Origin of the sequence: Nostoc sp. NMS7, assembly GCF_017115085.1 — a bacterium.
Taxonomy (GTDB): Bacteria; Cyanobacteriota; Cyanobacteriia; order Cyanobacteriales; family Nostocaceae; genus Nostoc.
This window is the reverse complement of the sequence record NZ_JABXKJ010000148.1, coordinates 77,211-103,678: the sequence shown is the minus strand read 5'-3', so window position 1 is coordinate 103,678 and position 26,468 is coordinate 77,211. Positions and strand designations below refer to the sequence as shown.

The following is a 26,468-nucleotide window of genomic DNA, read 5'->3' as shown; positions in this document are numbered from 1 at the left end:
GGGCATTGGGCATGGTTACTCCCCTTGTCCCCGCGTCTCCTCAATAGCCAATCTCAATGCCAACCATAAGTAGAAGTTCTCATCTCGCTTCAGGGTGCTAAAACCATCCAAGGATATACTAGGCATGGGAACTGGCAACAAATCTTCAATCAGGCGCGATCGCAGCAAAAATTATAAATGGGTGAATTTACAGGTATTACAGCAGAAATCATGTATTTGAACCACATCTGTCGTAGGGGCACAGCATTGCTGTGCCCCTACCGCGTGGTCTATTTACCTGAAAATAGCTGTAATTCAACTAATAGTTGTAACTCACCATGACTCGATGTCTTAAAGAGCGGAAACATGAATTCAGGAATTGACCTCCAAGGAACTTTTATTGAATCCCTCAAGGATTTAGGTATACCAGCAGGAACAGCCAAAGCGATTTGGATGCCCCTGCCAATGATCCTGATGCTGATTGGGGCAACAGTGGGGGTATTAGTTGCTACTTGGCTAGAACGGAAAATTTCCGCCGCCGCACAGCAGCGAATTGGGCCAGAATACCAGGGGCCTTTTGGCTTGCTGGTACCTGTAGCGGATGGTTTGAAGCTGGTATTTAAAGAAGATATAGTACCAGCCAAATCTGACCCTTGGCTGTTTACCCTCGGGCCAATTATTGTTGTAATTCCGGTATTTCTGTCGTTCCTGATCGTTCCCTTTGGGCAGAATATCGTAATTAGCAATGTCGGCATGGGCGTATTCTTGTGGATTGCCTTGTCAAGCATTCAGCCCATTGGCTTGCTGATGGCTGGCTACGCATCTAATAACAAATACTCCCTCTTAGGGGGGTTGCGGGCAGCAGCACAATCTATTAGCTATGAAATTCCTTTGGCGCTGGCGGTGTTAGCGATCGCTATGATGTCTAATAGCCTCAGCACCGTTGATATTGTCAATCAACAGTCTGGCTACGGCATCCTGGGCTGGAACATTTGGCGACAACCAATCGGTTTCCTGATCTTTTGGATAGCCGCCCTAGCTGAATGTGAACGATTACCTTTTGACTTACCCGAAGCGGAAGAAGAACTGGTAGCAGGCTATCAAACTGAATACTCAGGGATGAAATTCGGTCTTTTCTACCTGGGTTCCTACGTTAACTTGATCCTTTCTTCTTTATTAGTAGCAATCCTCTACCTGGGCGGTTGGGACTTTCCCCTTCCCCTCAACCTGATCGCGGGTTGGCTGGGAGTCAGTGAAGCAAATCCCGTGTTCCAGATAGTAACTGCGGCTTTGGGTATCATTATGACCGTGTTCAAAGCCTATTTACTAGTATTTGTCGCCATCCTGTTGCGCTGGACAGTGCCACGGGTACGGATTGACCAACTCTTAGATTTAGGATGGAAGTTTTTGTTGCCAGTTGGTTTGGTTAACCTCCTATTAACCGCCGCCCTGAAACTAGCCTTTCCCTTCGCCTTTGGCGGGTAAGCCAATTTTAGATTTTAGATTCAATCCAAAATCTAAAATCTAAAATTCAAAATCCAAAATCCAAAATCCCAAAGAGAGAGACACAAAATGCTAAAGTTCCTGAAACAAGTTGGTGATTACGCCAAAGAAACGGTACAAGCTGCGCGTTACATTGGTCAGGGGCTTTCTGTTACCTTCGATCACATGCGGCGGCGTCCGATTACCGTACAGTACCCTTACGAGAAACTGATTCTTGGCGAACGGTTTCGCGGTAGAATTCACTTTGAATTTGATAAGTGTATCGCCTGCGAAGTTTGTGTTCGCGTTTGTCCGATTAACCTGCCTGTAGTAGATTGGGAATACGACAAAGCCAGCAAAAAGAAAAAACTCAACCACTACAGCATTGACTTTGGAGTTTGTATCTTTTGCGGTAACTGTGTGGAATTTTGCCCTACTAACTGTCTATCGATGACAGAAGAATATGAGCTTGCCACTTACGATCGCCATGAATTGAACTATGACAGTGTAGCCCTCGGTCGTCTGCCCTATAAGGTAACAGATGACCCAATGGTTACACCACTGCGCGAACTAGTTTATCTACCCAAGGGCGTTCTCGAACCACATGGACTGCCCGCAGATGCGCCGCGTGCAGGTGCGCGTCCAGAAGACCTAGTAGAACAAACAGAAAAATAAATGTCATTTGTCTTTTGTTATTTGACTAATAACCAATGACCAATGACCAATGACCAATGACCAATGACCAATGACTAAGGACAAAAAACAGTGAATCTAGCGGAAGGAGTACAGTTAGTATCACTTGGCATACTGGGCGTGATGATGATTGGGGCGGCCATTGGCGTAGTGCTGTTCTCTAGCATCGTCTATTCTGCCTTTATGCTGGGGGGCGTGTTCATCAGCATAGCGGGAATCTACCTGTTGCTAAATGCTGATTTTGTTGCAGCTGCACAAATACTAATTTATGTTGGGGCGATTAACGTATTGATTTTGTTTGCCATTATGTTGGTGAACAAACGGCAGGATTTTGTACCATTTCCTAACTCTTGGGTGCGGAAAGTACTAACAGCTATAGTCAGTGTAGGATTGTTTGGTCTTTTAAGTACGATGGTGCTGGCTACTCCTTGGGCTTACTCAACTGCTCCTGTGGTGGGTGGTGAAAGTTCTATAGTTTTGATTGGAGAACATTTCTTCACTGACTTTTTACTGCCTTTTGAACTGGCTTCCATTTTGCTGCTGATAGCGATGGTAGGAGCAATTATTTTGGCACGTCGTGAGTATTTACCAGACCAGCTAACGCCATCCGATCTGCGGCAAACTGTTTTGACTTTGCAAGAACGTCCCAGAGAACTGGTATCAACAACCAGCGAAACAAAAGAGTAAGATTTGCGACTTCATTTGCAGATAAAAGCCAGATTTTTTGACGAGGAATACCCAGATTCATGCAACTCCAGTACTTTTTATTACTAGCAGCAGCTTTATTTTGCATCGGCATTTACGGTTTAATTACCAGCCGCAACGCTGTGCGGGTGCTAATGTCAATTGAGTTATTGCTCAATGCTGTTAATCTGAATTTAATGGCATTTTCCAACTTCCTCGACTCAACATTAATAAAGGGTCAGGTTTTCACAGTATTTGTGATCACCGTGGCGGCGGCCGAGGCGGCGGTAGGTTTAGCGATCGTGCTGGCTATTTATCGCAACCGCGATACCGTCGATATGGAGCAGTTTAATCTCCTGAAGTGGTAATTGTGCGTGCAACTCAAGCAGGTAATCATTGCTTATAAAGCGCGGGATGCCCGGAGTAAAGAATGGGCAGAAATCTGTGCGAAACAATTAGAAAGTCGCCAGTGCCAAGTGTTGATGGGGCCTAGCGGGCCGAAAGACAACCCCTATCCAGTCTTTTTGGCTTCGGCGGCTCAACCAATCGATCTCGCTTTGGTACTCGGTGGCGATGGTACTGTTTTAACTAGTGCCAGACATTTAGCCCCAGCTGGCATCCCAATTCTGGGAGTGAATGTGGGAGGTCATCTGGGGTTTTTAACTGAGTCGGTGGAAGAGTTTCAGGATACGGAGAAGGTTTGGGATCGGCTGTTTGAGGATCGCTATGCTATCCAACGGCGGATGATGTTACAAGCTGCGGTGTATGAGGGTCATGGATCTAATTTGGAACCAGTGAGTGAGCGTTACCTGGCTTTGAATGAATTTTGTGTCAAACCCGCCTCTGCTGACCGGATGATTACTTCAATTCTGGAAATGGAAATCGACGGTGAGGTGGTCGATCAATACGTTGGGGATGGGTTAATCATTGCTACTCCCACAGGTTCCACTGGTTACACCGTTTCCGCCAATGGGCCAATTATGCATGATGGTATGGAAGCGATTACCATCACTCCGATTTGTGCAATGAGCCTTTCTAGTCGTCCCCTGGTTTTACCCCCTGGTTCTGTGGTCAGTATTTGGCCTTTGGGGGATTACGATTTGAGTACCAAGCTGTGGACAGATGGGGTTTTAGGGACTTCAATTTGGCCAGGACACCGCGTTGATGTGCGGATGGCAGATTGTCGGGCTAAATTTATTATTTTGCGCGAGAACAATTCTTACTATCAAACGTTGCGAGAGAAGTTGCTTTGGGCAGGTACAAGGGTTCACTACAGCAATAATCACCGTAATTAAGTCCTGTTAGAGTGCATTTACCGCAGATTGCGTAGGCGTAGCCCAACCTAGGCATCGCGCCAAGCATCACAACCAAAATTATCCAAGCCCCTGGATTCATCCTGGGGCTTTCTGCCCTGATTTTGACTTTCTTTGCTGACTTGCATTTATAGCCTATATCAAAGAAAAATTTTGTATCTTATTGCCAGATTTTTTGGCAATTAATGTCCATAATAAAAGCACTCTACCCCGAATCCAAGAGAGTAAAAAAGCTCTCTAGAGGTTCTTTTATCGTTCGACACATTAACGCATAATGTCAGCTATTTGTATAGTACCTAAATCCTAGTAGAATATTTTCGCAAATCTAAGTATAAAGATAGATGGAAGTTTCTGGACGCAAGATCAATTTCTCACTGAATCTTCCCACTATTGAAGATTTTCCCGTCCTTCAAACTGAAAAATATATCCTACGACTGGCATCAACCGAAAAAGAATTAGAATCAGTTTTTCGGTTGCGCTTTGAAGTTTTTAATCTTGAACTAGGCTTGGGATTTTCTGCTTCTAACTTTACCCAGATGGATATAGATAAGTTTGATGCGGTTTGCCATCATTTAATCCTGATCTCTAAAGAAACGGGTAAAACAATTGGAACTTATCGGATGCAAACCTATACAATGGCTTCTCAAAGACTAGGCTTTGATGCTGCCGATATATTTAATCTTAATGCGATTCCTAATTCTGTGCTTCAGGCATCAGTTGAAGTTGGGCGTGCATGTATAGCTAAAGAATATCGCAATAGTCAGGCGCTTTTGCTACTCTGGGAAGGGCTGGCAAATTATCTTATCTGGAGTAAAAACCAATATTTCTTTGGCTGTGCATCATTACTAACACAATCCCCTTGGCAAGCTACTTGTGCTTATGATTATTTTCAGCAGAATGGCTTGATGCATCCAAGTATTTTGGTTTATCCAAATTCACAATCTTGTCTAGAACTGCCTCAAACTTGTCCAGATTCATCTAATGTTGAAATTCCTAAAGTTTTGCAGGCATATTTGAATATTGGAGCTAAAATATGCAGTATTCCAGCTATTGATAGACAGTTTCAGACTATTGATTTTTTAACTATATCTAATAGCAAAGATTTTCCTAGATGGCATTACCAAATATTGTAAAACTCTCTTTTAACCTAACGACTTATTAATCTTTCAAATCAGATCACTCTCACTCAAAGTACCTTAGCGATGTCTGATGAACAAACTCAGATATAATTCCTAGCGATCGCACCTCATCCAGCCCAATGCCTGACTGGATTATTTTAGAAAAATTATTGGGAAAACTACTTATGCGCCATCTCAAATTTGCTCCGAGTTGGTTGCGATTTTTAATGATTGTCTTATTGGTGATGGGTATATTGTTTCGCTTTTTTAACCTTGATAGCAAAGTTTTCTGGCATGATGAAACTTATACCTCATTGCGGATTTCTGGTTACACAATTAATCAAGCAAAACAGCAACTTTTTAATAATCGTGTCATTGGTGAAGAAAGTTTTGCCCAGTTTCAAGGTGTAAATCCCGAAAAAAGCTTAAATGACACAATTATGACTTTAGCAAAAGAAGATTCTCAGCATCCACCGTTGTATTATGTAATAGCCAGATTGTGGATGCAAATCTTTGGGAATTCGGTGACGGCAATTAGAAGTTTATCTGCCTGCATCAGTTTGCTGGTTTTCCCTTGTGTTTATTGGCTATGCCGAGAATTATTTAATGTGCCATTATCGGTTCCAGGTGTAGCGATCGCACTCATAGCCATCTCTCCAATTCATCTAGTATACGCCCAAGAAGCACAAGAATATATCCTCTGGTTAGTCACTATATTACTATCCAGTGCATCTCTGCTGCAAGCAATGCGGCTGGAATCACAAGATGTAAAAGGAAGACAACAACCAGATTTATTTGCTATCTGGAGCATTTATGCAGTAACTTTAGCCATCAGTCTTTATACATTTCTTTGGAGTGCATTTGTAGCAGTTGCTCACGGAATTTATGTGATCATCACTGCCAAATGTCAGTTGACTGAAACTGTCAGAACTTATCTATTAGCATCGCTAATAGCTTTTTTAGCCTTCATGCCTTGGCTAACAATTGTGTCGGGTGAGTTTTTTAAATTTTTAATTTCAGCAGATAAGACAACAACACAGTTATCTTTGATGCCTATATTTCCATTTTTAATGATGCAGTTAAGCCGGATTTTTTTTGATATAGACCTTAGATCAGACAATCTTCTAAATTATTTAATTACACCAGTTTTTTTAACTTTGGTAGGATATTCAATTTATTTTCTTTGTCGAACAACTAACTATAAAGTCTGGTTTTTTTTAATCACATTGATTGTAGTGCCAGCACTACCACTAATACTGCCAAGTTTAATTGCTGGGGGTGTACAAGCATCTACCGAACCATATTTAATACCATCTTATTTAGGAATCCAAGTGACTGTTGCTTACCTACTAGCTACGCAACTATATAATAGGAGTATGTCACGCCAGAGCATTTGGCAAATAATCATGGGATTAGTGATTATTTGTGGTCTGATTTCTTCTAAGGTGAGTTCTCAGGCTGAAACTTGGTGGAATAAGGGTATGAGTTATGACAATTCTCAAGTTGCTCAAATCATCAATCAAAGTACTCGCCCACTTTTGATTAGTGATGCTTTGGGTAACAATTATGGTAATGTCTTTTCTCTGAGTTATCTTTTGGAACCAAAAGTACGATTTCTGTTGGTGAACAGTCAAAAAATTCCCAAAATTCCTGATGGGTTTACTGATGTTTTTTTATTCAATCCTTCAGAGACTTGGCACGAAAAAATCGAAAAAAAGTATAAATTAAAGACAGATATTGTTTGCAGTGACAACTATTATTCGGTCTGGAAATTGGCTACATCTCCTAAGCTGCGCCAACGTCATATTCCACCTAATAATAAGTAATCTACCAATTTATAATGTGGTAATGTAGATGCACAGCATTGGTGTCAACTTAAGTCAAAACTCCTTTAAAACCTCGTTTCTAGCCAGAGGCTAGAAATGCAACTCATTGCGGCTCTGCCGCAAGTCTTGAGTCCCTTAAAACTATACCTATCAACCGTTTTCGTCTTCTTTTAAGAATTTTGTCTGTTTGTTAAGAAAGATCCAGGTAATGCATAGCATATTGGGAGAGGGGTTGGGGGTTAGGTCACTATTTAACTTTCAGAGAAGGTAAAATTATAAGTAAAAGTATTAAGAATTTTAAAGAAACTAATCAATGTCCAGCATTTCTCTTGACAAAAGTAAATCTCATATTGTCGTCATCGGTGCGGGAATAGGTGGACTGACTACTGGAGCATTATTAGCTCGTAGAGGTTACAGCGTCTTAATTTTAGATCAAGCTCTCGTCCCCGGAGGCTGTGCTTCGACGTTTAAACGGCAGGGATTTACCTTTGATGTGGGTGCAACTCAGGTGGCGGGGTTGGAACCAGGGGGAATTCACCACCGCATTTTCTCAGAATTAAAAATAGATTTACCGGAAGCAACGCCTTGTGATCCTGCTTGTGCGGTGTATTTACCTGGGGAAATTACACCGATTAATATTTGGCGTGACCAAAAAAAATGGCAAGAGGAACGACAAAAACAGTTTCCCGGTAGCGAACCGTTCTGGCAATTGATCGCAACTTTATTTAATGCCAGTTGGGAATTTCAAGGACGCGATCCGGTGCTACCACCACGTAATTTATGGGATTTGTGGCAGCTAACTCAAGCGATGCGTCCCAGTACATTAATTACTGTACCCTTCACTTTGTTGACCGTAGGAGATGCTTTACGATTATGTGGAGTGGGAAATGACCAACGACTGAGGACTTTTTTGGATTTGCAACTGAAGTTGTATTCCCAGGTGGATGCAGAAGAAACAGCATTACTTTATGCGGCAACAGCATTGAGTGTATCCCAACTACCTCAAGGATTGTTTCACTTCCAGGGAAGTATGCAAGTATTAAGCGATCGCCTAGTACAATCTTTAGAAAGAGATGGCGGTAAATTGTTGATGCGCCACACTGTAAAAGAAATCAAAGTAGAGAATAGCAAAGCTACTGCTGTAGTCATTAAAAATCAGAAAACTGGCGAAGTCTGGACAGAAGCAGCCGACCACATAGTTACTAATGTCACCGTGCAAAACTTGGTGCAATTATTAGGAGAAAACGCTCCATCTGGTTATAAAAATCGGGTGGAAAAACTGCCCCAAGCATCAGGCGCATTTGTGGTGTATTTAGGTGTAGATGCCAGTGCGATTCCGCTAGGATGTCCACCCCACTTACAATTTATGTATGATGCTGATGGCCCGATTGGCGAGAATAATTCCCTGTTCGTTTCCGTCAGTCATCCTGGAGACGGTCGCGCACCGGAGGGTAAAGCAACAATTATCGCTTCTTCATTTGTCGATCCGACTCCGTGGTGGCAGACTGATGATTATGAAGGACTCAAACAAAAGTATACCCTGCAAGCGATCGCTCGTCTTGCCGAATATTTCTATCTCAAATCAGAAACTATTATTCATCAAGAAGCTGCAACACCGCGCACCTTTGCCCATTTCACAGCCCGCGATCGCGGTATAGTTGGCGGTATAGGTCAAAGAATCCCCACCTTTGGCCCCTTTGGGTTCGCCAATCGTACACCAATCGAGCATCTATGGTTAGTCGGTGACTCCACCCATCCAGGCGAAGGTACTGCTGGGGTGAGTTATTCGGCGCTAACGGTAGTCAGGCAAATTCAGGCGCAAATATAGTATTTTGTCAAGTTAGTAATGAATAGTTTGTAGTAAGCACTTTAGTGCTTAGAAAATAAGGACTGAAGTCCTTACTACAAACTTGTTTACAAGTATTAGAGCCGGAATTTTATTAAATGCTATAAATCATACTTATAACCGATGGCAAACAAGACAGATAACTGATGAAATAAGGTTAGTGTTGCTGATCCGGAGTAATGAGAGACAGCGTTTTAATTCTTGGTGGACGGGGGCGGATTGGTAGCACTGTTGCTCACGATCTAGCTACCCATACGGACGCACAAATTACGATTACTGGACGTTCTGCGGAGTTTGGGAGGGCTGTTAGCTTGTCTTCGGGAGGACAAGTGCAGTTTTTGGTATTGGACTTGGCAGAAGTTGACAAACTCCGAGATGCGATCGCAAACTCTAATTTAGTCATCCATTGTGCTGGGCCATTTCACTATCGAGATACTAATGTTCTCGAAACCTGTATTTCTCAAGGCGTTAATTATCTAGATGTCAGCGACCATCGTTCTTATACCAGCAAAGCTCTGAATTTCCATGAACAAGCTGCTGCTGCTGGTGTGACGGCAATTATTAATAGTGGCATTTTTCCTGGTATTTCTAACAGCATGGTACGTCAAGGTGTTGAAGAATTTGATCAAGCAGAAAAGATCCATTTAAGTTATTTGGTTTCGGGTTCTGGTGGTGCTGGCATTACAGTGATGCGGACAACTTTTTTGGGGTTACAATATCCTTTTGAGACTTGGATAGATGGAAAATGGAAGTTAATCAAGCCTTATAGTCAAAGAGAAGTAGTTGAGTTTCCACCTCCATATGGACGCACTGGAGTTTACTGGTTTGATATGCCAGAAACCTTTACACTACCCAACGCCTTCCCATCAGTTAAAACTGTAATTACTAAGTTCGGGTCTGTTCCCGATTTTTACAATCACCTAACTTGGATTGCGGCACACATTTTTCCCAAGTGGTTAATGCAGCGTCGTTACATGATTGAATTTCTGTCTCATGTCAGCCATTCGATGACAGATATTACTAATAATTTTAGTGGAATTGGGGTAGCAGTTCGTTGTGAAGTTACAGGGCAAAAAAATGGTGAAACAGCCGTTTATTGCTCAACTGTAGTGCATGAAAATACAGCAGTGGCTTCTGGTTGCGGCACAGGTAGTATTGCCCAGTTATTGCTAGAAGGTAAACTTAAGAAACCAGGTGTTTTTCCTGTAGAAGAAGCACTACCAACAAATTTATTTGAAGAGGTAATGGAAAGTCGAGGAATAAAAATTAATCACAGTTGGTTATAGCTGAATACGCTAGGGTTAAGGATAATTGTAGGTTGGGTAGAACGAACGCGAACAGCGTCCCGTAGGGAAGTGAAACTCAACATCAAGCGTTAATTGTTGGGTTATCTGCGGGTTGTTCCTCAAACGCCACTTGCTTTAAGTCGGCAGAGCCGCCCAACGCAGTGGCTCCCCAACCTACGCAGGTTAAGGTTTTTATGGGTAACACCAAGCGTATTGCTAGATAATAGAGTATAAATTTTAGTCCACTTGAGTGGACTTGAGCTATTAGCCCAGAACTTGAGTTCTGGGCGGGATATCAGTAAGCACGACAATTTGACTATTACAAAAATACACGTAGTCCTAAGTCGTAAAAGGTTCAGATAGCATTAACTGAACTACAGTTACAAATTAATATACCCTGCGGTAGAAGTAAAAACTGTACCTAAACATTTAGGATGCCTGTGAGTCTGAAATATCAAATCTATTTATACATGACCAAGGCTCATAACATAAAAACAGGAGGTTTCTTTCATGCAAAAAATTCTATTAACTTTAAAGCAAGTGTTACGTTCGAGCTTTTTTGTTGTTAGCTTAATGATTTTCATCAGCTTATCAGGTTCCTTAATTTTCGTTCAGCAAGCTAGTTATGCAACTACTCTTGAAGAATTAAAACTAGTACCTCCAGAGTATAAACCAAATTCTGAAGAAAAAATTAATCGTGCTAATGAATATGACCCAGGTGTTGGCATTCAAGAAGAAAAGCGAGAAGAAGCTTATGAGCAAGCAATAAAAGATTCAACAAACCTTAATACTATAGAGAAGACTTACGAAAGGAATTTGAAAGCAGAGAAAGAACAAAATCCCCCAGAAAGTTTTGGTGAAAAAGCGAAAGAAGTTATTGAAAAGGTGACAGGTAAATAGGAAATATAAACCTAACCCCCAACTTCTTGCCTACCTCTTCTTTCAGGAGAGGTTTTATTTGCTATTAAATTATCGGGTGTGTTATCGCCGCAAGTACGGCAGCATTAACAATTTAAGGTGCATTAGCCTTTGGCATAACACACCCGACATTTATGGAGTAGCGTTTCTCTGATTAACAAGATCGCGCTCATACCACTTCATTAATGGAGTTGCACTAATTCCATGCACAATCACCGAAACTACAATAGTAGTGTAAGTTATCCAAGCAATTTGTTCGCCTACTTCACCTTTTAAACCATGACCAAAGGCATAGGCAAGATAATATAAAGATCCTACACCGCGAATACCGAACCATCCAAATAACCACCGAGTTCCTGGGTGAAAGGTTCGGCGGCGTGAGTCTAGAGGACGTTTACCTATTGTGCTAATCCAAACTCCTACAGGTCTGATAATCAAGAATAACAAAGTTATCACTAACAAAGATTGCATAGCATAATTGAGCATTGGCTTGAATAATAATATTGAACCCAATATTAAAATTGTCCCAACTTCCAGCAGCTTTTCAACTTGCTTAACAAATTCTAATTGTGCTAGCGGTTTTTCCGAATTTCTGTAACTGCGTTGGACAACTAACCCAGCCACAAATACTGCCAGAAATCCATAGCCATTCACCATTTCTGTTAAGGAATAAGTTATTAGAATTGTGCTGATAGCAATAAAGTCTTGCATTAACTCATCGGCAGCACGGCGTTTTTGAATTTTTTGTTCAATCCAAACTATAGATTTGGCAACAACAATTCCCATGACGATACCAACTGCGATCGCCCAAATTAAATCAACCATAATCCACTGTTTAAACCAGTTCCCCCAGTTGTCATCTTTTAAGGCATAAATGCCAAAATAAACGAAGGGAAAAGCTAAAGCATCATTTAATCCACCTTCGGAAGTTAAACCAAATCTCAACTCATCTTGGTCGTTTGTATCGGTCAGTTGTACTTCGGATGCTAATACTGGATCGGTAGGTGCGAGAATTGCTCCTAATAAAATCGCTTCTCCCCAATTCATCCCTAAAAATAATTTACCCACAGCAGCCAGAGCAAAAATTGAAATTGGCATCAGAAATATAATCAATCGCGTCGTAATATCCCAAACCCGCAATTTGAGAGGACGAACAATTTTTAAGCCGCAGCCAAACACAGAAATAAGTACCACAAGTTCTGTTATTCTCTTTAGCAGTTCAGCGTTGAAAACTCCATCCCGACGTAATTGAATCAGCCCGAAGCCGTAAGGGCCTAGAAAAATACCAACTATTAGGTAGATAATCGCAAAAGAAAGAGGTAAGCGAGCAATCCAACCGGACCCTAATGTTACCATCAGCAAAAGTAGACCAATCACAAATAGCTCAATAATATAGATATCTGGCATATAGCGATTTATCTAAAAATTAGGTGTTGCTTTGTAAGCTTAGTTGCAATAGCTTTGTATTATAAATAACCTATGGGCAGATTTTCTGGGATTAGGGATTGGAGATTCAGCCTTGCTACCAAATTAGAGAGAAAGGAAAAGTTGAAGGAAGAGACAGGGGGACAAGGGGACAAATTAGATGGTGATGGGGGTATTAAATCCTCTAATGGTCTATCTTCCCTACTTTCTCACTCAGACATCGCCCATCTTAGTACAAATATACTATAATATAGATAGCGTCCACAAAGCCTAGCCAAATGCATAACGGCTTTGTGAAAACCTTCTGGAAGATGGATTCAAGGGTTAGTTCGATGATAAAGCATTATATTCTCAACCTCAATCCGACTGCCAAGCATGAATGGGATCGATGTATTTTACGTGACCCCCTGACTGCCAAACGCCCAGATATTGCCAAACTAATTGCTGAAGCGGTTGGTGCTGATACAGGCAGTTATTTGGTGAGCGTGAATATCGAAGTTCAAGTTTTGCAGCAAGCGGCGGTACCTCAAGCCGAACAACTTTCGCTTTCATTTCCAGAAGTGAGTGTGCCGTCACAACCACAACTGCGGGAAGTGGCTTAAATAATTCGTAATTCGTAATGACGCTCTCTACGAGACGCTAAAAGCGAACGATGACTCGCTAACGCTACGCTAACGTAATTCGTAATTAAGTTTTGTGATGGGGATTTAGCGCTGCATTGCGGTCTTGGGGTCTCCCCCGCCGCAGGATGCGCGTTCGCAAAGCGTCTCGCAGAGAAGCGCTGTAGAGGAGCAACTTTGCAAGACAGACCCCGACCCAAAACTGGCTTATTTTTTGAACCGGGGGATTTAAACCCACGGTACTCGGTTAATGCGATGCGATCGCCTGAAATATCTGCGTCACCAAAACCGCCAGTGACTCAAGTCACTGGCTAATAGCAAAAGTGCGTTTCAACGGACTAAAACTACTGTCATTAGTCGGTTTAAACCGACTTGAGCTATTAGCCCGAAAATTCATTTTCGGGCGGGATAGCAACGAAGCGGGGAGTTTGCAATATGTTGGATTGTAGATTAATCAGGTAACTAGAATCTGTCGGACAGCAGTTGAGCAATTTGCTGATTAATAATTGCAACATCAAAACGCCGACTAGCAGTAGTCTTGGCATTATTGGCTATACTTGCAGTTATTTCCGTCTCCTGAAGACAGGTGATGATTACTTGTGCAAGTTCCTGGGGTTCTCCTGGTGTCACTAGAAAACCATTAAATCCATGTTCTACTAATTCTATTACACCCCCAGCTTTTGCTGCAACAACAGGTTTTGCACATAGCATTGCCTCTACAATCACTCTACCAAAGGGTTCTGGCGAAGTTGAGGTATGCGCCACCAAGTCACAAGCTGCCATTAACTGGGGAATATCAGAACGAAATCCTAAAAATTTGACGCGATTTTCTAGTCCGAGTTCAGCAACTTGTTGGTGTAACTTTTGGACGTAATCTTGTTCGCCAAATAGTGCATCACCCACTAAAATTGCTGTCACCTCTTGCGGACATTTGGCAAGGGCATCAATTAAAATATGCTGTCCTTTCCAAGGTGCAAGACGGCTAAAGTGTCCGACTACAAATTTCCCTTCTAATCCTAACTGTTGCTGTAATTTATTAATATCATACTCATCAGTTTGATAAATTTTCGGATCAAAGCCGTTATAGACAACTTCGATGAGGTTTGCGCGTCCTCCGGCTTGCACAAAGGCTGTTTTACTAGCTTGGGAATTAGCAATTACTAATGATGCAAAACGATTAGCTAAGTTAATAGCGATGCGAAGATTAGTTTGGCTGAAATGTTCTGTGGAAAGAATATCATGTAAATGATAAACGAGAGGGCGATGGCTGAAGAAACTTGCTAATGCTCCGACAACTAATGCTTTTTGAGTGTTGGCATAGATTAAATCGTATTCACGCGCTTTTTTAACTACTTTAGTAATCAAAGGTGCAAGTTGTCCGAGACTCTTCAATCCTTGTACTAAACTGCTTTCTTTACGAACTTGGATTGCTTGAGTTGCAAGAACTTCTACTGGGATATGATTTTGCTGTAGTAAATCTTTAAATGGCCCATCTGCAAATAAACCTACCAAAGCGCGATGCCTACGGCTGGCAAAGCCAACGCCATATGGTTTAGCAATATCTATTAAACATAATTCGGCACCGCCTGGTTTACCGCTTTGATCTAGAAAAAGAATTCTCATTAAACCTCTATTTTATCTAATTTGACCCACGTAACGCCCCTAGCATTTATTTTATTAACTTGTTCAAGCTAATAAAATATTCCGTACCTGTTGGGCGATTTGATTCCAGTCATAGTGTGTGGTGGCGTATTGGCGACAGGCTTCGCGTGAAGGTATAGGAATATTTCCCAAAAGCACTTGCTCTAATTTTTCAGCAATAGCTGAGGCTTCGATTGAATTAGTAATTAAATCGGGTGAAAATTCTGATAAAATTTCTGGCATTCCCCCAACTGGAGTACATAAAACAGGAGTACCACAGGCTAGAGACTCGATTATTACTAATCCAAATCCTTCAAAAGATTGACTAGGCATAATAGTGAATTCAGCAGCTTGATAAGCAATAGGTAATTGCTCATCAGGTAGAAAACCTAAAAATTTAACGTTGTCGTCTAGTCCTAATTCTGTAGCTTGTTGTTGTAGTGCAGCTTGGATGTGACCACGACCTGCGATCGCTAGCCAAACATCTGGTATTCTGGGCTTAATTATAGCCAGAGCTTGCAATAGTTTGTCAACCCCAGTTCGATGTACTAAGCGGCGTGATGTAAATATAATTCGGCGATTACTAGGCCAGCCTAACTGTTTACAAGCGTCTTGGGGTGATAAAGTTGGTTGAAACCAGTTAATATCAACTCCACCAGGAATAACATTAATTTTACTCCACGGTATTTGATATTTTTGATGTAAAATTTTCCCAAAGGCTTTGCTCAAAACAATAAAGCGATCGCACCGATTATAAGTGTTCTGTTCTATTAGCCAGTGCTTGATCAAAAGACTGAGATTTTTATTAACCACCTCTTGCTGACTCTCAGAAGCCCAAGGGCCATGAAAGTTAAAAGTAACTGGTACTCCCTTTGGTAAAATATCTAAAATAGGAAAGCTATATAATGCAAAGTGCAGATTAATAGCATCTGGTTTGCTTGTTCTTGTTTTCTGAAAGTTAGTGCGAATCGACCATAATCTTTGCCAAATAGCACTATCGGGACTCGCCAAGTTAGTCAGCTTAATTGGTGAATTTAGTTCCGCCTCTGGTAGACCGACTCCGCATAATTCAACCTGATCTTGATTTGCGGCTAATTTATGAGTTAGTTCATAAATATACCTTTCTAATCCTCCGGGACTTTTGGGAAACCAGCCTAATCCAAGGGTGAGAATAGATGCAGATCCTGACGCAAAACTTTCTTGTTTGTTTTCCATTAATGTGTCTCCTATAAATGTATTAAAACAGGGGCACAGCATTGCTGTGCCCTTACAGCCTGTTCCATCCCAATTTGAATTACTAGAATTTACGAATACACATTACCAATAACAGTTTTTTCATAGAACACCAATTTATAAACTATTTATATGCCAACGTCAACAATGAATTAAAGTATGTGTTTTTATTAACCAGATAACACTGACTAGGACAGATATGATACCTACCAATCAGGAAGGTGAATGCTAGACAGGAAGAGGGATAAACCACTATAAATCAATAATTTTCAAGGTATTTTGTATTAATTTTTACTATTTTTATGGAAAAACAAGTAACCATTAGTACATTAAACAATCTTTTTTAAGATATTAACTGAAGTTTAAATAACCATGTGATTTTTATAAAGTTTATGTAAATATTAAAATTTTAATCTGGAATATTTATTATTGATATATCATCAGATGTTTTCCCTCTAAATGACTTGTATATTATCCAGTTAAAAATAGTTATCCTTTTTTGTGCGGATTTGATAAATAATGTTTGTATATAAATAATTAAAAGCTTAAAAATTATATGAGAAATAAATTACTGACGCAGTTAGGAAAACTGCGTCACCAGATCAATCAGCACATCAAAAAAATATCTAAGACTAGATATTTACAAAGAAGTAACACTTTCAACTTTTTACTCAGTCTGACAGTTGCAGTCATTGTTGCTAGCATTGGAATTACAACAGACTGGGCGACAACTGGAACACGCACGCTTACCTACAAAACATCGTCGATAAGTAATACTATTAGCAGTGAAAACCTGCGGGTACAAAACAATACTGAAACACCCACGCTTACCTACAAAACATCGTCGATAAATAATACTATTGTCAGTGAAAATCTGCGGGTACAAAACAATACTGAAACACCCACGCTTACCTATAAAACATCGTGGATAGGTAATACTTTTGGCAGTGGAAATCTGCGGGTACAAAACAATATTGAGGCAATGTATGTTGCCCCTGATGGCACAGTTTATACCAATAGCCATTGGGATGAAGCGGGAATGGAGGCAGCAATATATAAGGATGGTAAGGTTATTGGTGCTATTGGAGATACTCACGGCTGGAGTCGTGGTGGTGGCAAAGCGGTAACGGCAAATAGTAAATATGTTTACATTGCCATGAATCAAGGTTCGAGGGGCAAAACAAATGAAGATTACCCCCCTGATGGAACAAGTTGGTATTGTGTTAGACGTTATGACTTGTCGGGAAAACCTGCGCCATTTCCGAATGGGCGTGGCTGGGATAAAAGTATGTTGATTACCAGCACTAAAAGTGAAGTCACTGGATTAGCAACTGTGGAAAGCGAGTTGTATGTGAGTGATTTTGCTGCTAACCGAATTCGTGTCTATGATACTGATACGATGAAGGAACTCCGCAGCTTTACCGTTGCTAATCCGGGAGCAATAACTATTGATTCCCAAAAAAATCTGTGGATTATTCAAAGCAAAAATGGTAGTAATCCTGCCAAAATTATACATTATTCTCAGAGTGGAAAGCAATTGCCCCAACAGATTGCAGATATTGTCGAACCAACAGCGATCGCAATTGATCATCAAGGTAAGCTGTTAGTGGCAGAAAATGGCCCACGTCAGCAAATGTTAATTTATGACATCAAAGATCAGCCGTTGCAGGTGGGTAGTTTTGGCAGTAAGGGCGGTATCTATGTAGGAGTTCCTGGAGAAGTTGGAGATTTGAAACTTTATGGACTTACCGGAGTCGGTACAGATGCTTCAGGTAATATCTATATAAATAGTGATGGTTTCAACAAATCAGGAACAGATTTGCGGAAATTTTCGCCATCGGGAAAACTAATGTGGCGATCGCTAGGATTGATATTCGTCGATAATGCAGATGCCGATCCTAAAAGTGATGGTATAGATTTATTCACCAAACAAGAACACTATCTGATGAACTATAGTAAGCCTGCTGGTAAGCAATGGACTTACAAAGGCTATACTTTAAATGCTTTCAAATATCCTCAAGATCCACGTCTGCATACATCACCAGATGCAACCTTTGTTCGCCGCATCCAAGGGAAGCCCTTTTTGTTCCTCACAGATATGTATAGCAGCTTTCTGCAAATATATCGTTTTAATCCAGCCACAGATGGCCAAGTTGCCATCCCAGCCGGAATGTTTGTCGGTAGCAATGGCGCAGATAAAAAATTTCTCACCGGAAATTGGCCACCGCATCAACCAGAAAAAGGAGAGTGGATCTGGCGCGATCGCAACGGTAATGGCAGATTTGAAAAGAACGAATATGATCGCAGCAAAGATTATCCCTATCTCGGCGGCTGGTGGGTAGACAGCAAAGGAGATGTTTGGAAAGCTTTGCGAACACCAGATGGTACTGCTATCCGACACTATCCTTTACAGGGAATAGATCCTAAAGGCAACCCCATCTACAGCTATAGTTCGATGGAAAAGCAAACTACTCCCAGCATATTTAACGACTTGCGGCGGCTCGAATATTTCCCCCAAACAGATACCATGTATTTGTCAGGCTTCACAGTAGATCACCCCGCCTTCGGCGACGATACAGGAGTTGCTGGATCTGAGATTGCCCGTTTTGACAATTGGAGTCAAGGAAATCGGACCCCCCGGTGGCGAATTGTGATTCCTTACGACAGCACAGGCAAACGCGAAGTTTCCACAGCTGCAATAAGTGTGGCAAAAGATTATGTCTTCGCCGTGACAGTTAAAACCGCAGAGGTATATGTCTACAATGCAAAGACGGGAGTGCAAGTACAACAGTTAAAACCAGGCCCAGAAGTTGGCAGCGAAAGTGGCTGGATTGATATACCCTACGGTATCCGCGCTTTTCGTCGTTCAAATGGTGAGTATCTGGTATTTGTGGAAGAGAATTGGAAAGGAAAGGTGATTGTGTATCGCCTAGCGAGTTGAGTATTTACAGCAATTACAACACAGCCTTGACTCTAAGCTTAACCCAGCCGCAGATCCCCGACTTCTTTGAGAAGTCGGGGATCTTGTTTCTCACGAATGATTCAGAATTGCTATATATACAAGAATATGTGATTAAATGTATCGCATATTTAATAAAATAAAATGTTCCATGCGTCGAGACTCAATTTTTTACAAACTGTTTCAACAATCCCCCACTCTTTTATTTGAACTATTGACAAATCCCCCAACAAATGCAGATGCTTATCGATTTGATTCGGTAGCTGTCAAGGAACCCAAATTTGAAATTGACGGGGTATTTCTTCCACCAGAAAGCGAGACTCCTGGGGTTGTATATTTTTGTGAGGTACAGTTTCAGAAAGATGAACAGCTTTATGAAAGAGTATTTGCAGAATCTTCACTATATTTCTACCGCAACCGCGCCAGATTTAACGACTGGCAAGCAGTTATAATTTATCCATCTCGCAATACCGAACAAAGTAACATTTACCCTCATCGGGGATTTCTCAATAGTAACCAAGTGCATCGGGTGTATTTGGATGAATTGGGGGATATTCGCCAATTACCTTTATGGGTAGCCTTGATGGTACTGACTACACTTGAGCAAAGCCAAGCACCAGAAGAAGCCAAGTATTTGTTAACCAGAACTCGTGATGAAGTGCCATTAGCAGCGAGTCGCGCCATAATAGAGATGGTAACGACGATCATGATGTATAGGTTTGAACAATTAAGCAGAACGGAGGTTGAATCTATGCTGGGAATAACACTACAGCAAACGCGAGTTTACCAAGAAATTAAGGAAGAAGGGAGAGAAGAAGGACGAGAAGAAGGACGAGAAGCGATGGCTAATGCTATTTCTCGGCAATTGACTAAGCTGCTTGGAGAACTGTCTGAGGAAATGCGCTCCTCCATTTCTGGTTTATCTTTGCCTGTTCTGGCAGATTTGAGCGATGCATTGCTTGATTTTACTACCTTGGCTGATTTGCAATCTTGGCTACAAGGGCGAATAAATTAAACTACCTGTTGTTGCTTTTGAGTTAAATACATCGCAATTCCTTTTTCGTAGTAAGCTGCTTCATTAATAAAAATAGGATAGACAGTAGACGCTCCCTCATAGAAAATATCTTTTCCTTCAAAAGTCACAAACATTGGATCACCGGGATTCAGAGGTTGATAATCTCTAAACTGAAGCTGGGGATGAATCATGGCTTGAATCTCCCCACGATCGCTTCTAGGATAATCGATAGTCCCAATGTATTGATAGAGTGTAAGCGTGAGCGTGCTGTTTATCTGCGGAATATTACCTTGGTTGCACCCTTCAAAATAGTCTAAAATTGCATAAATAAGCTGCTCTGTTTGATGAAATAATTCGGCGTTTAAAATATTCTGAGCCACAGCACCAACTTCTATAACAAAACCCAATTCACACAAAGAACGGAGAAAACCACCTTCTCTAGATTCTTGATTAATAAAAATCTTTACCATCGGATTGATAGAACTTAAATAAGCGCCTAACCGAAGTAAGAAAGGATGCAGATCACAAAAAATCAGACTTAAGCCCATGTTGGCAGTTGTGCTATGTAAATCAACAATTACATCCACAGAGGGCTGATTTTGCGGTTGCAATATCTGTAGAATTGCTTTTGCCCGCGTATCTTCGTAACTTGAGAGTTGGGGATTTTGTAAGCCTTGATTAGTGAAGCAACGATTTAAATCCTTATCAATGTATCGTTTGCCTGCTTCAATAGCTTTGAGATTGCCAAGTAATGCCAAAGTTTCAAAACTTGATCTATTGATTAAATTAGGATACTGCTGAAACATTTTGACTAAATGTACTCCTGTTAACTCATTTCCGTGGTTTCCTCCAACGATCGCAACCCGTTCAATCTGATTCATAACAACCTCATATCTAAAAAACTTATAGGTGGACACTATAATAGTTCCCCTACGGTTATTGAGAATAATGCAAGATACAAGATAGAAGTATACCTGCTGTTGACTATATCTTGTAAAAGACTGACGCGATGTCTACGATGGTTACTGAGCTTGCCGTTCGCGCAGCGCGATGCCCTGAGCTTGCCGAAGGGTCTCGTAGAGAAGTACGGGCTACGCCTACGCTCCAAATTCAACCCAAAATGTGATAACTGTTAAGCTGTTAGTTTTAGCAGCAAAGGGGAGGAAATTTATGGGGGATAATTTTCAAGCGATGCCTCCGGTGGTAACAGAGCCAAACCGAAGTGCGGGCTACGCCTACGCTGAACTTTACAAAAATGCCCTCCTCAACGATGTCCTCCCGTTTTGGGAAAAACACTCTCTCGACTGGCAGCAAGGCGGCTATTTCACCTGTCTCGATCGCCAGGGACAAATTTATGATACAGACAAATTCGTTTGGTTGCAAAACCGTCAAGTGTGGACTTTTTCGATGCTTTGCAACCAGCTAGAAAAACGTGAAAACTGGCTAAAAATTGCCAGCAATGGCGCTAATTTTCTCGCCCAACATGGCAGAGATAGTGATGGTAATTGGTACTTTGCCCTCACGCGTGAAGGGAAACCACTGGTTCAGCCTTACAATATCTTTTCTGATTGCTTTGCGGCGATGGCATTTAGTCAATATGCACTCGCTGGCGGCGAAGAATGGGCAAAGGATGTGGCAATGCAAGCTTATAACAACGTTTTACGCCGCAAAGACAACCCCAAAGGCAAATATAATAAAAGTTATCCCGGCACACGCCCGATGAAATCATTGGCTGTACCGATGATTTTAGCCAACCTAACTCTAGAAATGGAATGGTTGCTGCCAAAGGAAACACTAGAGAATGTTTTAGCTGAGACTCAGGACGAAGTGATGACTGATTTTCTCGACCCAGAACGGGGACTAATGTATGAAAACGTTGCCCCTGACGGTTCCCACATTGATTGTTTTGAGGGACGGCTGATTAATCCCGGTCACGGCATTGAAGCTATGTGGTTTATTATGGATATCGCCCGTCGCCAAAACGATACTAAAACTATTAACCAAGCCGTTGATGTGGTGCTAAATATCTTGAATTTTGCTTGGGATAGCGAGTATGGTGGATTGTATTACTTTATGGATGCAGACGGTCATCCCCCACAACAATTGGAATGGGATCAAAAGCTGTGGTGGGTTCACCTAGAATCTATGGTTGCATTAGCGATGGGCTATCGTCTGACAGGTCGTGAGGTGTGTTGGGAATGGTATCAAAAGATGCACGATTACGCCTGGTCACACTTTGCTGATTCCGAGTACGGTGAGTGGTTTGGGTATCTGAATCGGCGTGGGGAAGTATTGTTGAACCTTAAAGGTGGCAAATGGAAAGGATGTTTTCACGTCCCGCGTGCATTGTACCTATGTTGGCAGCAATTTGAGGCGATCGCTACTCCTTTGCAATAGACTTGTTGCAAAAATTCATGTTCATAACCACAACTTAAGCTGTGGTAACGACAGCTTTAGCATTCATAACCACAATTTCAGCTGTGGTAACGACAGCTTCAACATTACTTATGAATGCTTTAGTTGTGGTAACGACAGCTTTACATTCATAACCATAGCTTTAAGATTACTTATGAATGCTTCAGTTGTGGTAAGGACAGCTGAAATTATTGCGATGCCCTTTGGCGCAGCCTCAGGATAAGACCTGCGGTGGTAAACAACGCACTCACTTTAATCTCTGTTACGGGATTTCCAAGAAATAAATTACTACTACTTGTGGAGTGGGCATCTTGCCCGCCCAGTAACCAAAGGCGGGCAAGATGCCCACCCCACAATAAATAATTGGATATTTTTTGATTTGTCAGTCCCTTAGTGTACAACTAAAAGTAGAATCATTGCCATTAAAAGGATATTCGATGAATGTTATAACACCTAAGCGATTTACGATCGCTGAATACCATCGATTGATTGAACTCGGATTTCTGACAGAAGCCAATCATATTGAATTAATTCGAGGAGAACTGATTCAAATGACAGCAAAAGGAACACCTTATACAGTTTGTAGTTCTATCCTATGCCGTCAATTGGATCGGCTTTTAGGTGATGAAGCAGTCATCCGTGGACAAGATCCCATCACCCTTCCTAATCAAAGTGAGCCTGAATCGGATGTTGTGATTGCACAAGGAAGAGATGAAGATTATCTTGCTCATCATCCCTATCCTGAAGATATTTTGTTAGTGATTGAAATTTCGGATAAAACTATAGATTATGATCAAACAACCAAGCTGTCATTGTATGCAGAAGCCGGAATTTCTCATTACTGGATTGTGAATTTGCCAGATCGTCAACTTGAGCGTCATAGCCAGCCATATCAAAATGCTCAAAGCAAGTTTAGCTATCTCAGCAAGCAGATTTCTCTATCTAACCAGTCAGTAACCATTCCTGGATTTGAAAATGCCTTATTAGACTTGAGTCGGTTGTTTCCAGAGGGTGGTAGTAAATAATTTTGTGAGTGCGATCGCCTAAATAAGTGTTGTAATTAGGTAAGTGCAAAGAATTAGAAGATAGTGTAGAGTGTGGTACAGTTTCGATAAGGCACCGAAAATCGGAAATGGTGTGTTAGGGTTTCATGCTAACGCACCTTATAAAAATTGGTGTCAACTTAAGCTAGAAATCGCTTGTTGACTTCCACGCCCGCCCAGAAATAAATTTCTTTGGCTTTTAGCCCAAGTCTACTTTAGTAGACTAAAGATTTTTCGGATTATTTAGTCATCTAAAGATGACTTTCGCTATTAGCAAGGAACTTCAGTTCCTTGCGGGACATGGCTTTTTCGTTAAGTTGACACCTATGAGCTTTTTCTGTGCCCCTAGCTGCATCCAAACAAGAACCACTATGCTAAACCTTTGCTACCTCATCAACTAACCCATCTGAAATCACAAATCCATTAGTAGCAAATTTGCCATTAGTGTCTAATGAATCAGGGTTAGTATGTATCAAGTCTGCATTACCAATTTCAGGCAAAAGATGGTCATATAATTGCATCGCCTGTAAACAACCATTGATATTAGAAACTGCGGAATTATATGTTTCTATATTTCCTTCAACAACACTCAATAATCGGCGATTATTAGCAATTTTTTCTTCAGCTTCTTGTTCCAATGTTTTCTCTAAATAAGCACGCGCCTGCGGGTATTGCTGCAAAATTTCATCTGCTTGCTGTTCTGCCATTGGTAACAATTGAGTTTTTAGCGTTTGGTTAATAGTTTGACGGTAAGATTTACGAATAGTTTGGGAAACTTTTGGCTCAAAATCTAACTTTAATAACTGCCTAATTGCTGGTTCTGCTTCTACGATACTTTCAGCGTCGTAACCTTGAGAAGTTTGTGATAAAGTCTGGCGAAATTGATATATAGAAAAAGTGCCTTCATCGTAAAATCTCGGACTTTCTCGCACAAAGCGATCGCACTCTACACTAGCTGCACTCACTAATGCTTGAGTAACAACTTTTTCTAAAAGTCTGATCTGTTGTTCAATTCCGCCATCATGATCTAATAAACGATACAACTGGCGATAATATTCTGACTTGCGAATCTTTTCAATCAACCTCTGGAAATAATTCGCAATTACTTGCTGAGAAGATTCAATCAAAATATCTTCTAATTGATTTGCTAAGTAATAAAATGCCTCTACTAAAATAGCAATTAAAGGCGCGGTAGCGTTGCGAGGATGGCTGATGGTTGCACGTCGATAAGCATCAGCTACAGAAAAACTATCTAGTAATTCATCTAAACGGCGAATCATTCGTGATTGCAATTGCTTAAAATCTGCTTCAAAATCATCACAGGAATTATTAATTATATGGTTAACTTCTTCTGTGATATGCTCACTAAATTCTCTACCGATGTGCTGTAGTTGCTGATTTAGACGTTGCAACTCTTGCGCCTTCATCGCCTCAATTTCTTGGGGCTGACTATCTAAATTACGTTGGACACTCTGATAATGTTTTTTGAGTTTTATACAAACATCTTCCAAGTCATCAGCAAGATTTTTAAACAATTGCGGACGCTTTTCTTCAGCAAGATAGCGAGTAATAGCTGTGCGAAATTCCTCAGTTCCACTATCATGAATTAGCTTTTCTATAAGTTCATTTCCCCAATCTCCCAGAATCCGCACATAATTTTGATTTGGGGTTTCAAAGCCGTTAACAGAGACACGGAATTTAGTGGAAGATAGTTTCCCTGAATTTACACAGTAGTTGTTAAACGCATAGACAAATTGTGGTGTTTCTTCTTTACCATCTGAACCTTTAATACTTTCTGCGAAAACAGAATCTAAACCAAATCTATCTCGTTGGCTTGTCTGTTTAATCTGACTCCCGTAAAAGCCTAATAATCCACTGGTTTTATAAAGCTTGCTTGTATTGCAAAATTGCCCACTAATTAAATCGTCTAATCGTTGTCGTAGTTCGGTATTGTACCAAGTCTCATCGATTCGGTTGAAGATATAGAAAACGCGATCGCGTACTCCCCCATTCTGCCGCATTAATTCCAAAAGTTGTGTTTCTTCTTTTGTCATGTCACCCGCCGCAGCAGGTTTTAGCACACATACCACCGCCGAAGTATCAGAATGTTGAATTTTGGCATAAGTTAGCTGTGCATCTTTCTCTACTGGTGCATCTATACCTGGCGTGTCAATAATTACATTACCATCTTGGAGAAGAGGATGATTACAGTAATATTCTATGCGCTTCAATACCGCACTATTACAACCACGACGGGCATATCCAGCCGCTTGCTTGAGGTTAGAAAAGTGAAATTGCTCCATTGAATATGTAGCATTTTTAACCGTGTTTATGCGATCGCGGTTTGCTATATATCCCTCTAGCAATAACATTAACGCCTTCGCCTGTTTTGCACGTTCTGATTTACTCTCACCACCCTCCTGCTGAATAATCGCTTCAGAATCTTGACGTAGCAAGTTAATTACATCAGCTTGGTTGATATTAGCTACTGACTTAAATCCTAGCTGCTGACACAAATAAACTGCTTGTTCTCGAATCTCTGCTTCACTTAAAAACGTCAAAACAACACGTTCTTTATCTACTTCTGCATACTCGATTTTGCATTCTGTACCTGTGGCGTGTCCCTCTGCACTGTACAGTAATTCTCTCTCCAATAGTGCATTGATTAGCATTGATTTACCGGCACTAAACGCACCCGCAAACACAATCTCAAATTTGGGAGAAATCGCCTTACTTAAAGAAGTTTGTACAGGTGTAATATCTTGGGAACGTAGCGTTGGTTCTTGTTGTAAAAGTTGTAATATCGACTCAACCTGCTCTTTCAAATTTTGGCACTGAAGCGGTAAATCTGACATATTCAGCATCCTGACAATATATATGTATATATTATTAATATTTATTGTCTTGATGGTTCAGTATAATTTCTGAGATATTTTCTCCGGTTTAGTTGCTGGATATCATCTAACCCAATG

General features: G+C 41.1%; 23 protein-coding genes. 16 read left to right on the top strand and 7 right to left on the bottom strand.

From position 1 onward, the window contains the following. Positions 1-15 precede the first annotated feature (15 nt). The gene (locus HWQ38_RS15495) at positions 16-168 is read right to left on the bottom strand and encodes a hypothetical protein (RefSeq protein WP_292794928.1); all 153 of its coding nucleotides are present in this window, start codon (positions 166-168) and stop codon (positions 16-18) included. A 177-nt stretch (positions 169-345) separates the two neighbouring features. Here HWQ38_RS15495 and nuoH point away from each other — a divergent pair, with 177 nt between their 5' ends. The 9 genes from nuoH to HWQ38_RS15450 all read left to right on the top strand — a co-directional run bounded on the left by nuoH (position 346) and on the right by HWQ38_RS15450 (position 10,227). Beyond that, positions 346-1,464, top strand: coding sequence for an NADH-quinone oxidoreductase subunit NuoH (gene nuoH / locus HWQ38_RS15490; protein ID WP_292794926.1), 1,119 nt, complete (start codon positions 346-348; stop codon positions 1,462-1,464). 87 nt (positions 1,465-1,551) lie between these two features. Continuing rightward, positions 1,552-2,136, top strand: coding sequence for an NAD(P)H-quinone oxidoreductase subunit I (gene ndhI / locus HWQ38_RS15485; protein ID WP_292794924.1), 585 nt, complete (start codon positions 1,552-1,554; stop codon positions 2,134-2,136). Positions 2,137-2,226: 90 nt separating this feature from the next. Continuing rightward, positions 2,227-2,841 carry an NADH-quinone oxidoreductase subunit J gene (locus tag HWQ38_RS15480; protein ID WP_292794923.1) on the top strand — a complete coding sequence of 205 codons (615 nt, stop codon included), beginning with the start codon at positions 2,227-2,229 and terminating at the stop codon, positions 2,839-2,841. Positions 2,842-2,900: 59 nt separating this feature from the next. After that, positions 2,901-3,206 carry an NADH-quinone oxidoreductase subunit NuoK gene (nuoK, locus tag HWQ38_RS15475; protein WP_006199065.1) on the top strand — a complete coding sequence of 102 codons (306 nt, stop codon included), beginning with the start codon at positions 2,901-2,903 and terminating at the stop codon, positions 3,204-3,206. A gap of 6 nt (positions 3,207-3,212) precedes the next feature. Beyond that, on the top strand, positions 3,213-4,133 hold the full coding sequence (locus tag HWQ38_RS15470; RefSeq protein WP_292794922.1) for an NAD(+) kinase: 921 nt from the start codon (positions 3,213-3,215) through the stop codon (positions 4,131-4,133). A gap of 359 nt (positions 4,134-4,492) precedes the next feature. Further along, entirely contained in the window at positions 4,493-5,284 is a 792-nt protein-coding gene (locus tag HWQ38_RS15465) for a GNAT family N-acyltransferase (protein WP_292794921.1), read from the top strand. A 170-nt stretch (positions 5,285-5,454) separates the two neighbouring features. After that, positions 5,455-7,095: a glycosyltransferase family 39 protein gene (locus HWQ38_RS15460; RefSeq protein ID WP_292794956.1), complete on the top strand. Its 1,641-nt coding sequence runs from the start codon at positions 5,455-5,457 to the stop codon at positions 7,093-7,095. 313 nt (positions 7,096-7,408) lie between these two features. Further along, positions 7,409-8,923 carry a C-3',4' desaturase CrtD gene (gene crtD, locus HWQ38_RS15455; RefSeq protein WP_292794919.1) on the top strand — a complete coding sequence of 505 codons (1,515 nt, stop codon included), beginning with the start codon at positions 7,409-7,411 and terminating at the stop codon, positions 8,921-8,923. Positions 8,924-9,120: 197 nt separating this feature from the next. Continuing rightward, positions 9,121-10,227: a saccharopine dehydrogenase NADP-binding domain-containing protein gene (locus tag HWQ38_RS15450; RefSeq protein ID WP_292794917.1), complete on the top strand. Its 1,107-nt coding sequence runs from the start codon at positions 9,121-9,123 to the stop codon at positions 10,225-10,227. An 82-nt stretch (positions 10,228-10,309) separates the two neighbouring features. Here HWQ38_RS15450 and HWQ38_RS15445 read toward each other — a convergent pair whose 3' ends face one another. Next, entirely contained in the window at positions 10,310-10,435 is a 126-nt protein-coding gene (locus HWQ38_RS15445; protein ID WP_292794915.1) for a hypothetical protein, read from the bottom strand. Between the two features lie 302 nt (positions 10,436-10,737). Here HWQ38_RS15445 and HWQ38_RS15440 point away from each other — a divergent pair, with 302 nt between their 5' ends. After that, positions 10,738-11,127 carry a hypothetical protein gene (locus HWQ38_RS15440; protein WP_292794913.1) on the top strand — a complete coding sequence of 130 codons (390 nt, stop codon included), beginning with the start codon at positions 10,738-10,740 and terminating at the stop codon, positions 11,125-11,127. Positions 11,128-11,277: 150 nt separating this feature from the next. On the opposite strand, the gene HWQ38_RS15435 is transcribed toward HWQ38_RS15440, so the two are convergent. Next, complete coding sequence (locus HWQ38_RS15435) at positions 11,278-12,552, bottom strand: sodium:proton antiporter (RefSeq protein WP_292794912.1); 1,275 nt, start codon at positions 12,550-12,552, stop codon at positions 11,278-11,280. A gap of 350 nt (positions 12,553-12,902) precedes the next feature. Between HWQ38_RS15435 and HWQ38_RS15430 the strand changes: the two genes are divergently transcribed. Together HWQ38_RS15430 and HWQ38_RS15425 are read left to right on the top strand one after the other, a co-directional pair. Beyond that, positions 12,903-13,172 (top strand): hypothetical protein, encoded by a 270-nt coding sequence (locus HWQ38_RS15430; RefSeq protein WP_292794910.1) that lies wholly within the window; start codon positions 12,903-12,905, stop codon positions 13,170-13,172. Positions 13,173-13,367: 195 nt separating this feature from the next. Next, positions 13,368-13,505, top strand: coding sequence for a hypothetical protein (locus HWQ38_RS15425; protein ID WP_292794908.1), 138 nt, complete (start codon positions 13,368-13,370; stop codon positions 13,503-13,505). Positions 13,506-13,652: 147 nt separating this feature from the next. Here HWQ38_RS15425 and HWQ38_RS15420 read toward each other — a convergent pair whose 3' ends face one another. Together HWQ38_RS15420 and HWQ38_RS15415 are read right to left on the bottom strand one after the other, a co-directional pair. Continuing rightward, positions 13,653-14,813 carry a glycosyltransferase family 4 protein gene (locus HWQ38_RS15420; protein WP_292794907.1) on the bottom strand — a complete coding sequence of 387 codons (1,161 nt, stop codon included), beginning with the start codon at positions 14,811-14,813 and terminating at the stop codon, positions 13,653-13,655. 63 nt (positions 14,814-14,876) lie between these two features. Further along, positions 14,877-16,046 (bottom strand): glycosyltransferase family 4 protein, encoded by a 1,170-nt coding sequence (locus tag HWQ38_RS15415; RefSeq protein ID WP_292794906.1) that lies wholly within the window; start codon positions 16,044-16,046, stop codon positions 14,877-14,879. Between the two features lie 574 nt (positions 16,047-16,620). Between HWQ38_RS15415 and HWQ38_RS15410 the strand changes: the two genes are divergently transcribed. Both HWQ38_RS15410 and HWQ38_RS15405 read left to right on the top strand, forming a co-directional pair. After that, positions 16,621-19,005, top strand: coding sequence for a hypothetical protein (locus HWQ38_RS15410; protein ID WP_292794904.1), 2,385 nt, complete (start codon positions 16,621-16,623; stop codon positions 19,003-19,005). 169 nt (positions 19,006-19,174) lie between these two features. Next, positions 19,175-20,038 (top strand): Rpn family recombination-promoting nuclease/putative transposase, encoded by an 864-nt coding sequence (locus HWQ38_RS15405; RefSeq protein ID WP_292794902.1) that lies wholly within the window; start codon positions 19,175-19,177, stop codon positions 20,036-20,038. Here HWQ38_RS15405 and HWQ38_RS15400 read toward each other — a convergent pair. Next, entirely contained in the window at positions 20,035-20,919 is an 885-nt protein-coding gene (locus HWQ38_RS15400; protein ID WP_292794901.1) for an aspartoacylase, read from the bottom strand. The two genes, HWQ38_RS15405 and HWQ38_RS15400, sit on opposite strands and share 4 nt — an antisense overlap. 310 nt (positions 20,920-21,229) lie before the next feature. Here HWQ38_RS15400 and HWQ38_RS15395 point away from each other — a divergent pair, with 310 nt between their 5' ends. Together HWQ38_RS15395 and HWQ38_RS15390 are read left to right on the top strand one after the other, a co-directional pair. Next, on the top strand, positions 21,230-22,435 hold the full coding sequence (locus HWQ38_RS15395; RefSeq protein WP_292794954.1) for an AGE family epimerase/isomerase: 1,206 nt from the start codon (positions 21,230-21,232) through the stop codon (positions 22,433-22,435). A gap of 455 nt (positions 22,436-22,890) precedes the next feature. Continuing rightward, on the top strand, positions 22,891-23,478 hold the full coding sequence (locus HWQ38_RS15390) for a Uma2 family endonuclease (RefSeq protein ID WP_292794900.1): 588 nt from the start codon (positions 22,891-22,893) through the stop codon (positions 23,476-23,478). A 392-nt stretch (positions 23,479-23,870) separates the two neighbouring features. Here the strand turns inward: HWQ38_RS15390 and HWQ38_RS15385 are convergent, their stop codons facing one another. Next, positions 23,871-26,351 carry a dynamin-like GTPase family protein gene (locus tag HWQ38_RS15385; protein ID WP_292794899.1) on the bottom strand — a complete coding sequence of 827 codons (2,481 nt, stop codon included), beginning with the start codon at positions 26,349-26,351 and terminating at the stop codon, positions 23,871-23,873. Positions 26,352-26,468 lie beyond the last annotated feature (117 nt).

Coding starts and splice junctions, on each gene's coding strand:
- nuoH (WP_292794926.1), top strand. CDS start 346: ATGAATTCAGGAATTGACCTCCAAGGAACTTTTATTGAATCCCTCAAG.
- ndhI (WP_292794924.1), top strand. CDS start 1,552: ATGCTAAAGTTCCTGAAACAAGTTGGTGATTACGCCAAAGAAACGGTA.
- nuoK (WP_006199065.1), top strand. CDS start 2,901: ATGCAACTCCAGTACTTTTTATTACTAGCAGCAGCTTTATTTTGCATC.
- HWQ38_RS15465 (WP_292794921.1), top strand. CDS start 4,493: ATGGAAGTTTCTGGACGCAAGATCAATTTCTCACTGAATCTTCCCACT.
- HWQ38_RS15460 (WP_292794956.1), top strand. CDS start 5,455: ATGCGCCATCTCAAATTTGCTCCGAGTTGGTTGCGATTTTTAATGATT.
- crtD (WP_292794919.1), top strand. CDS start 7,409: ATGTCCAGCATTTCTCTTGACAAAAGTAAATCTCATATTGTCGTCATC.
- HWQ38_RS15450 (WP_292794917.1), top strand. CDS start 9,121: ATGAGAGACAGCGTTTTAATTCTTGGTGGACGGGGGCGGATTGGTAGC.
- HWQ38_RS15440 (WP_292794913.1), top strand. CDS start 10,738: ATGCAAAAAATTCTATTAACTTTAAAGCAAGTGTTACGTTCGAGCTTT.
- HWQ38_RS15435 (WP_292794912.1), bottom strand. CDS start 12,552: ATGCCAGATATCTATATTATTGAGCTATTTGTGATTGGTCTACTTTTG.
- HWQ38_RS15430 (WP_292794910.1), top strand. CDS start 12,903: ATGATAAAGCATTATATTCTCAACCTCAATCCGACTGCCAAGCATGAA.
- HWQ38_RS15420 (WP_292794907.1), bottom strand. CDS start 14,813: ATGAGAATTCTTTTTCTAGATCAAAGCGGTAAACCAGGCGGTGCCGAA.
- HWQ38_RS15415 (WP_292794906.1), bottom strand. CDS start 16,046: ATGGAAAACAAACAAGAAAGTTTTGCGTCAGGATCTGCATCTATTCTC.
- HWQ38_RS15410 (WP_292794904.1), top strand. CDS start 16,621: ATGAGAAATAAATTACTGACGCAGTTAGGAAAACTGCGTCACCAGATC.
- HWQ38_RS15405 (WP_292794902.1), top strand. CDS start 19,175: ATGCGTCGAGACTCAATTTTTTACAAACTGTTTCAACAATCCCCCACT.
- HWQ38_RS15400 (WP_292794901.1), bottom strand. CDS start 20,919: ATGAATCAGATTGAACGGGTTGCGATCGTTGGAGGAAACCACGGAAAT.
- HWQ38_RS15395 (WP_292794954.1), top strand. CDS start 21,230: ATGCCTCCGGTGGTAACAGAGCCAAACCGAAGTGCGGGCTACGCCTAC.
- HWQ38_RS15390 (WP_292794900.1), top strand. CDS start 22,891: ATGAATGTTATAACACCTAAGCGATTTACGATCGCTGAATACCATCGA.
- HWQ38_RS15385 (WP_292794899.1), bottom strand. CDS start 26,351: ATGTCAGATTTACCGCTTCAGTGCCAAAATTTGAAAGAGCAGGTTGAG.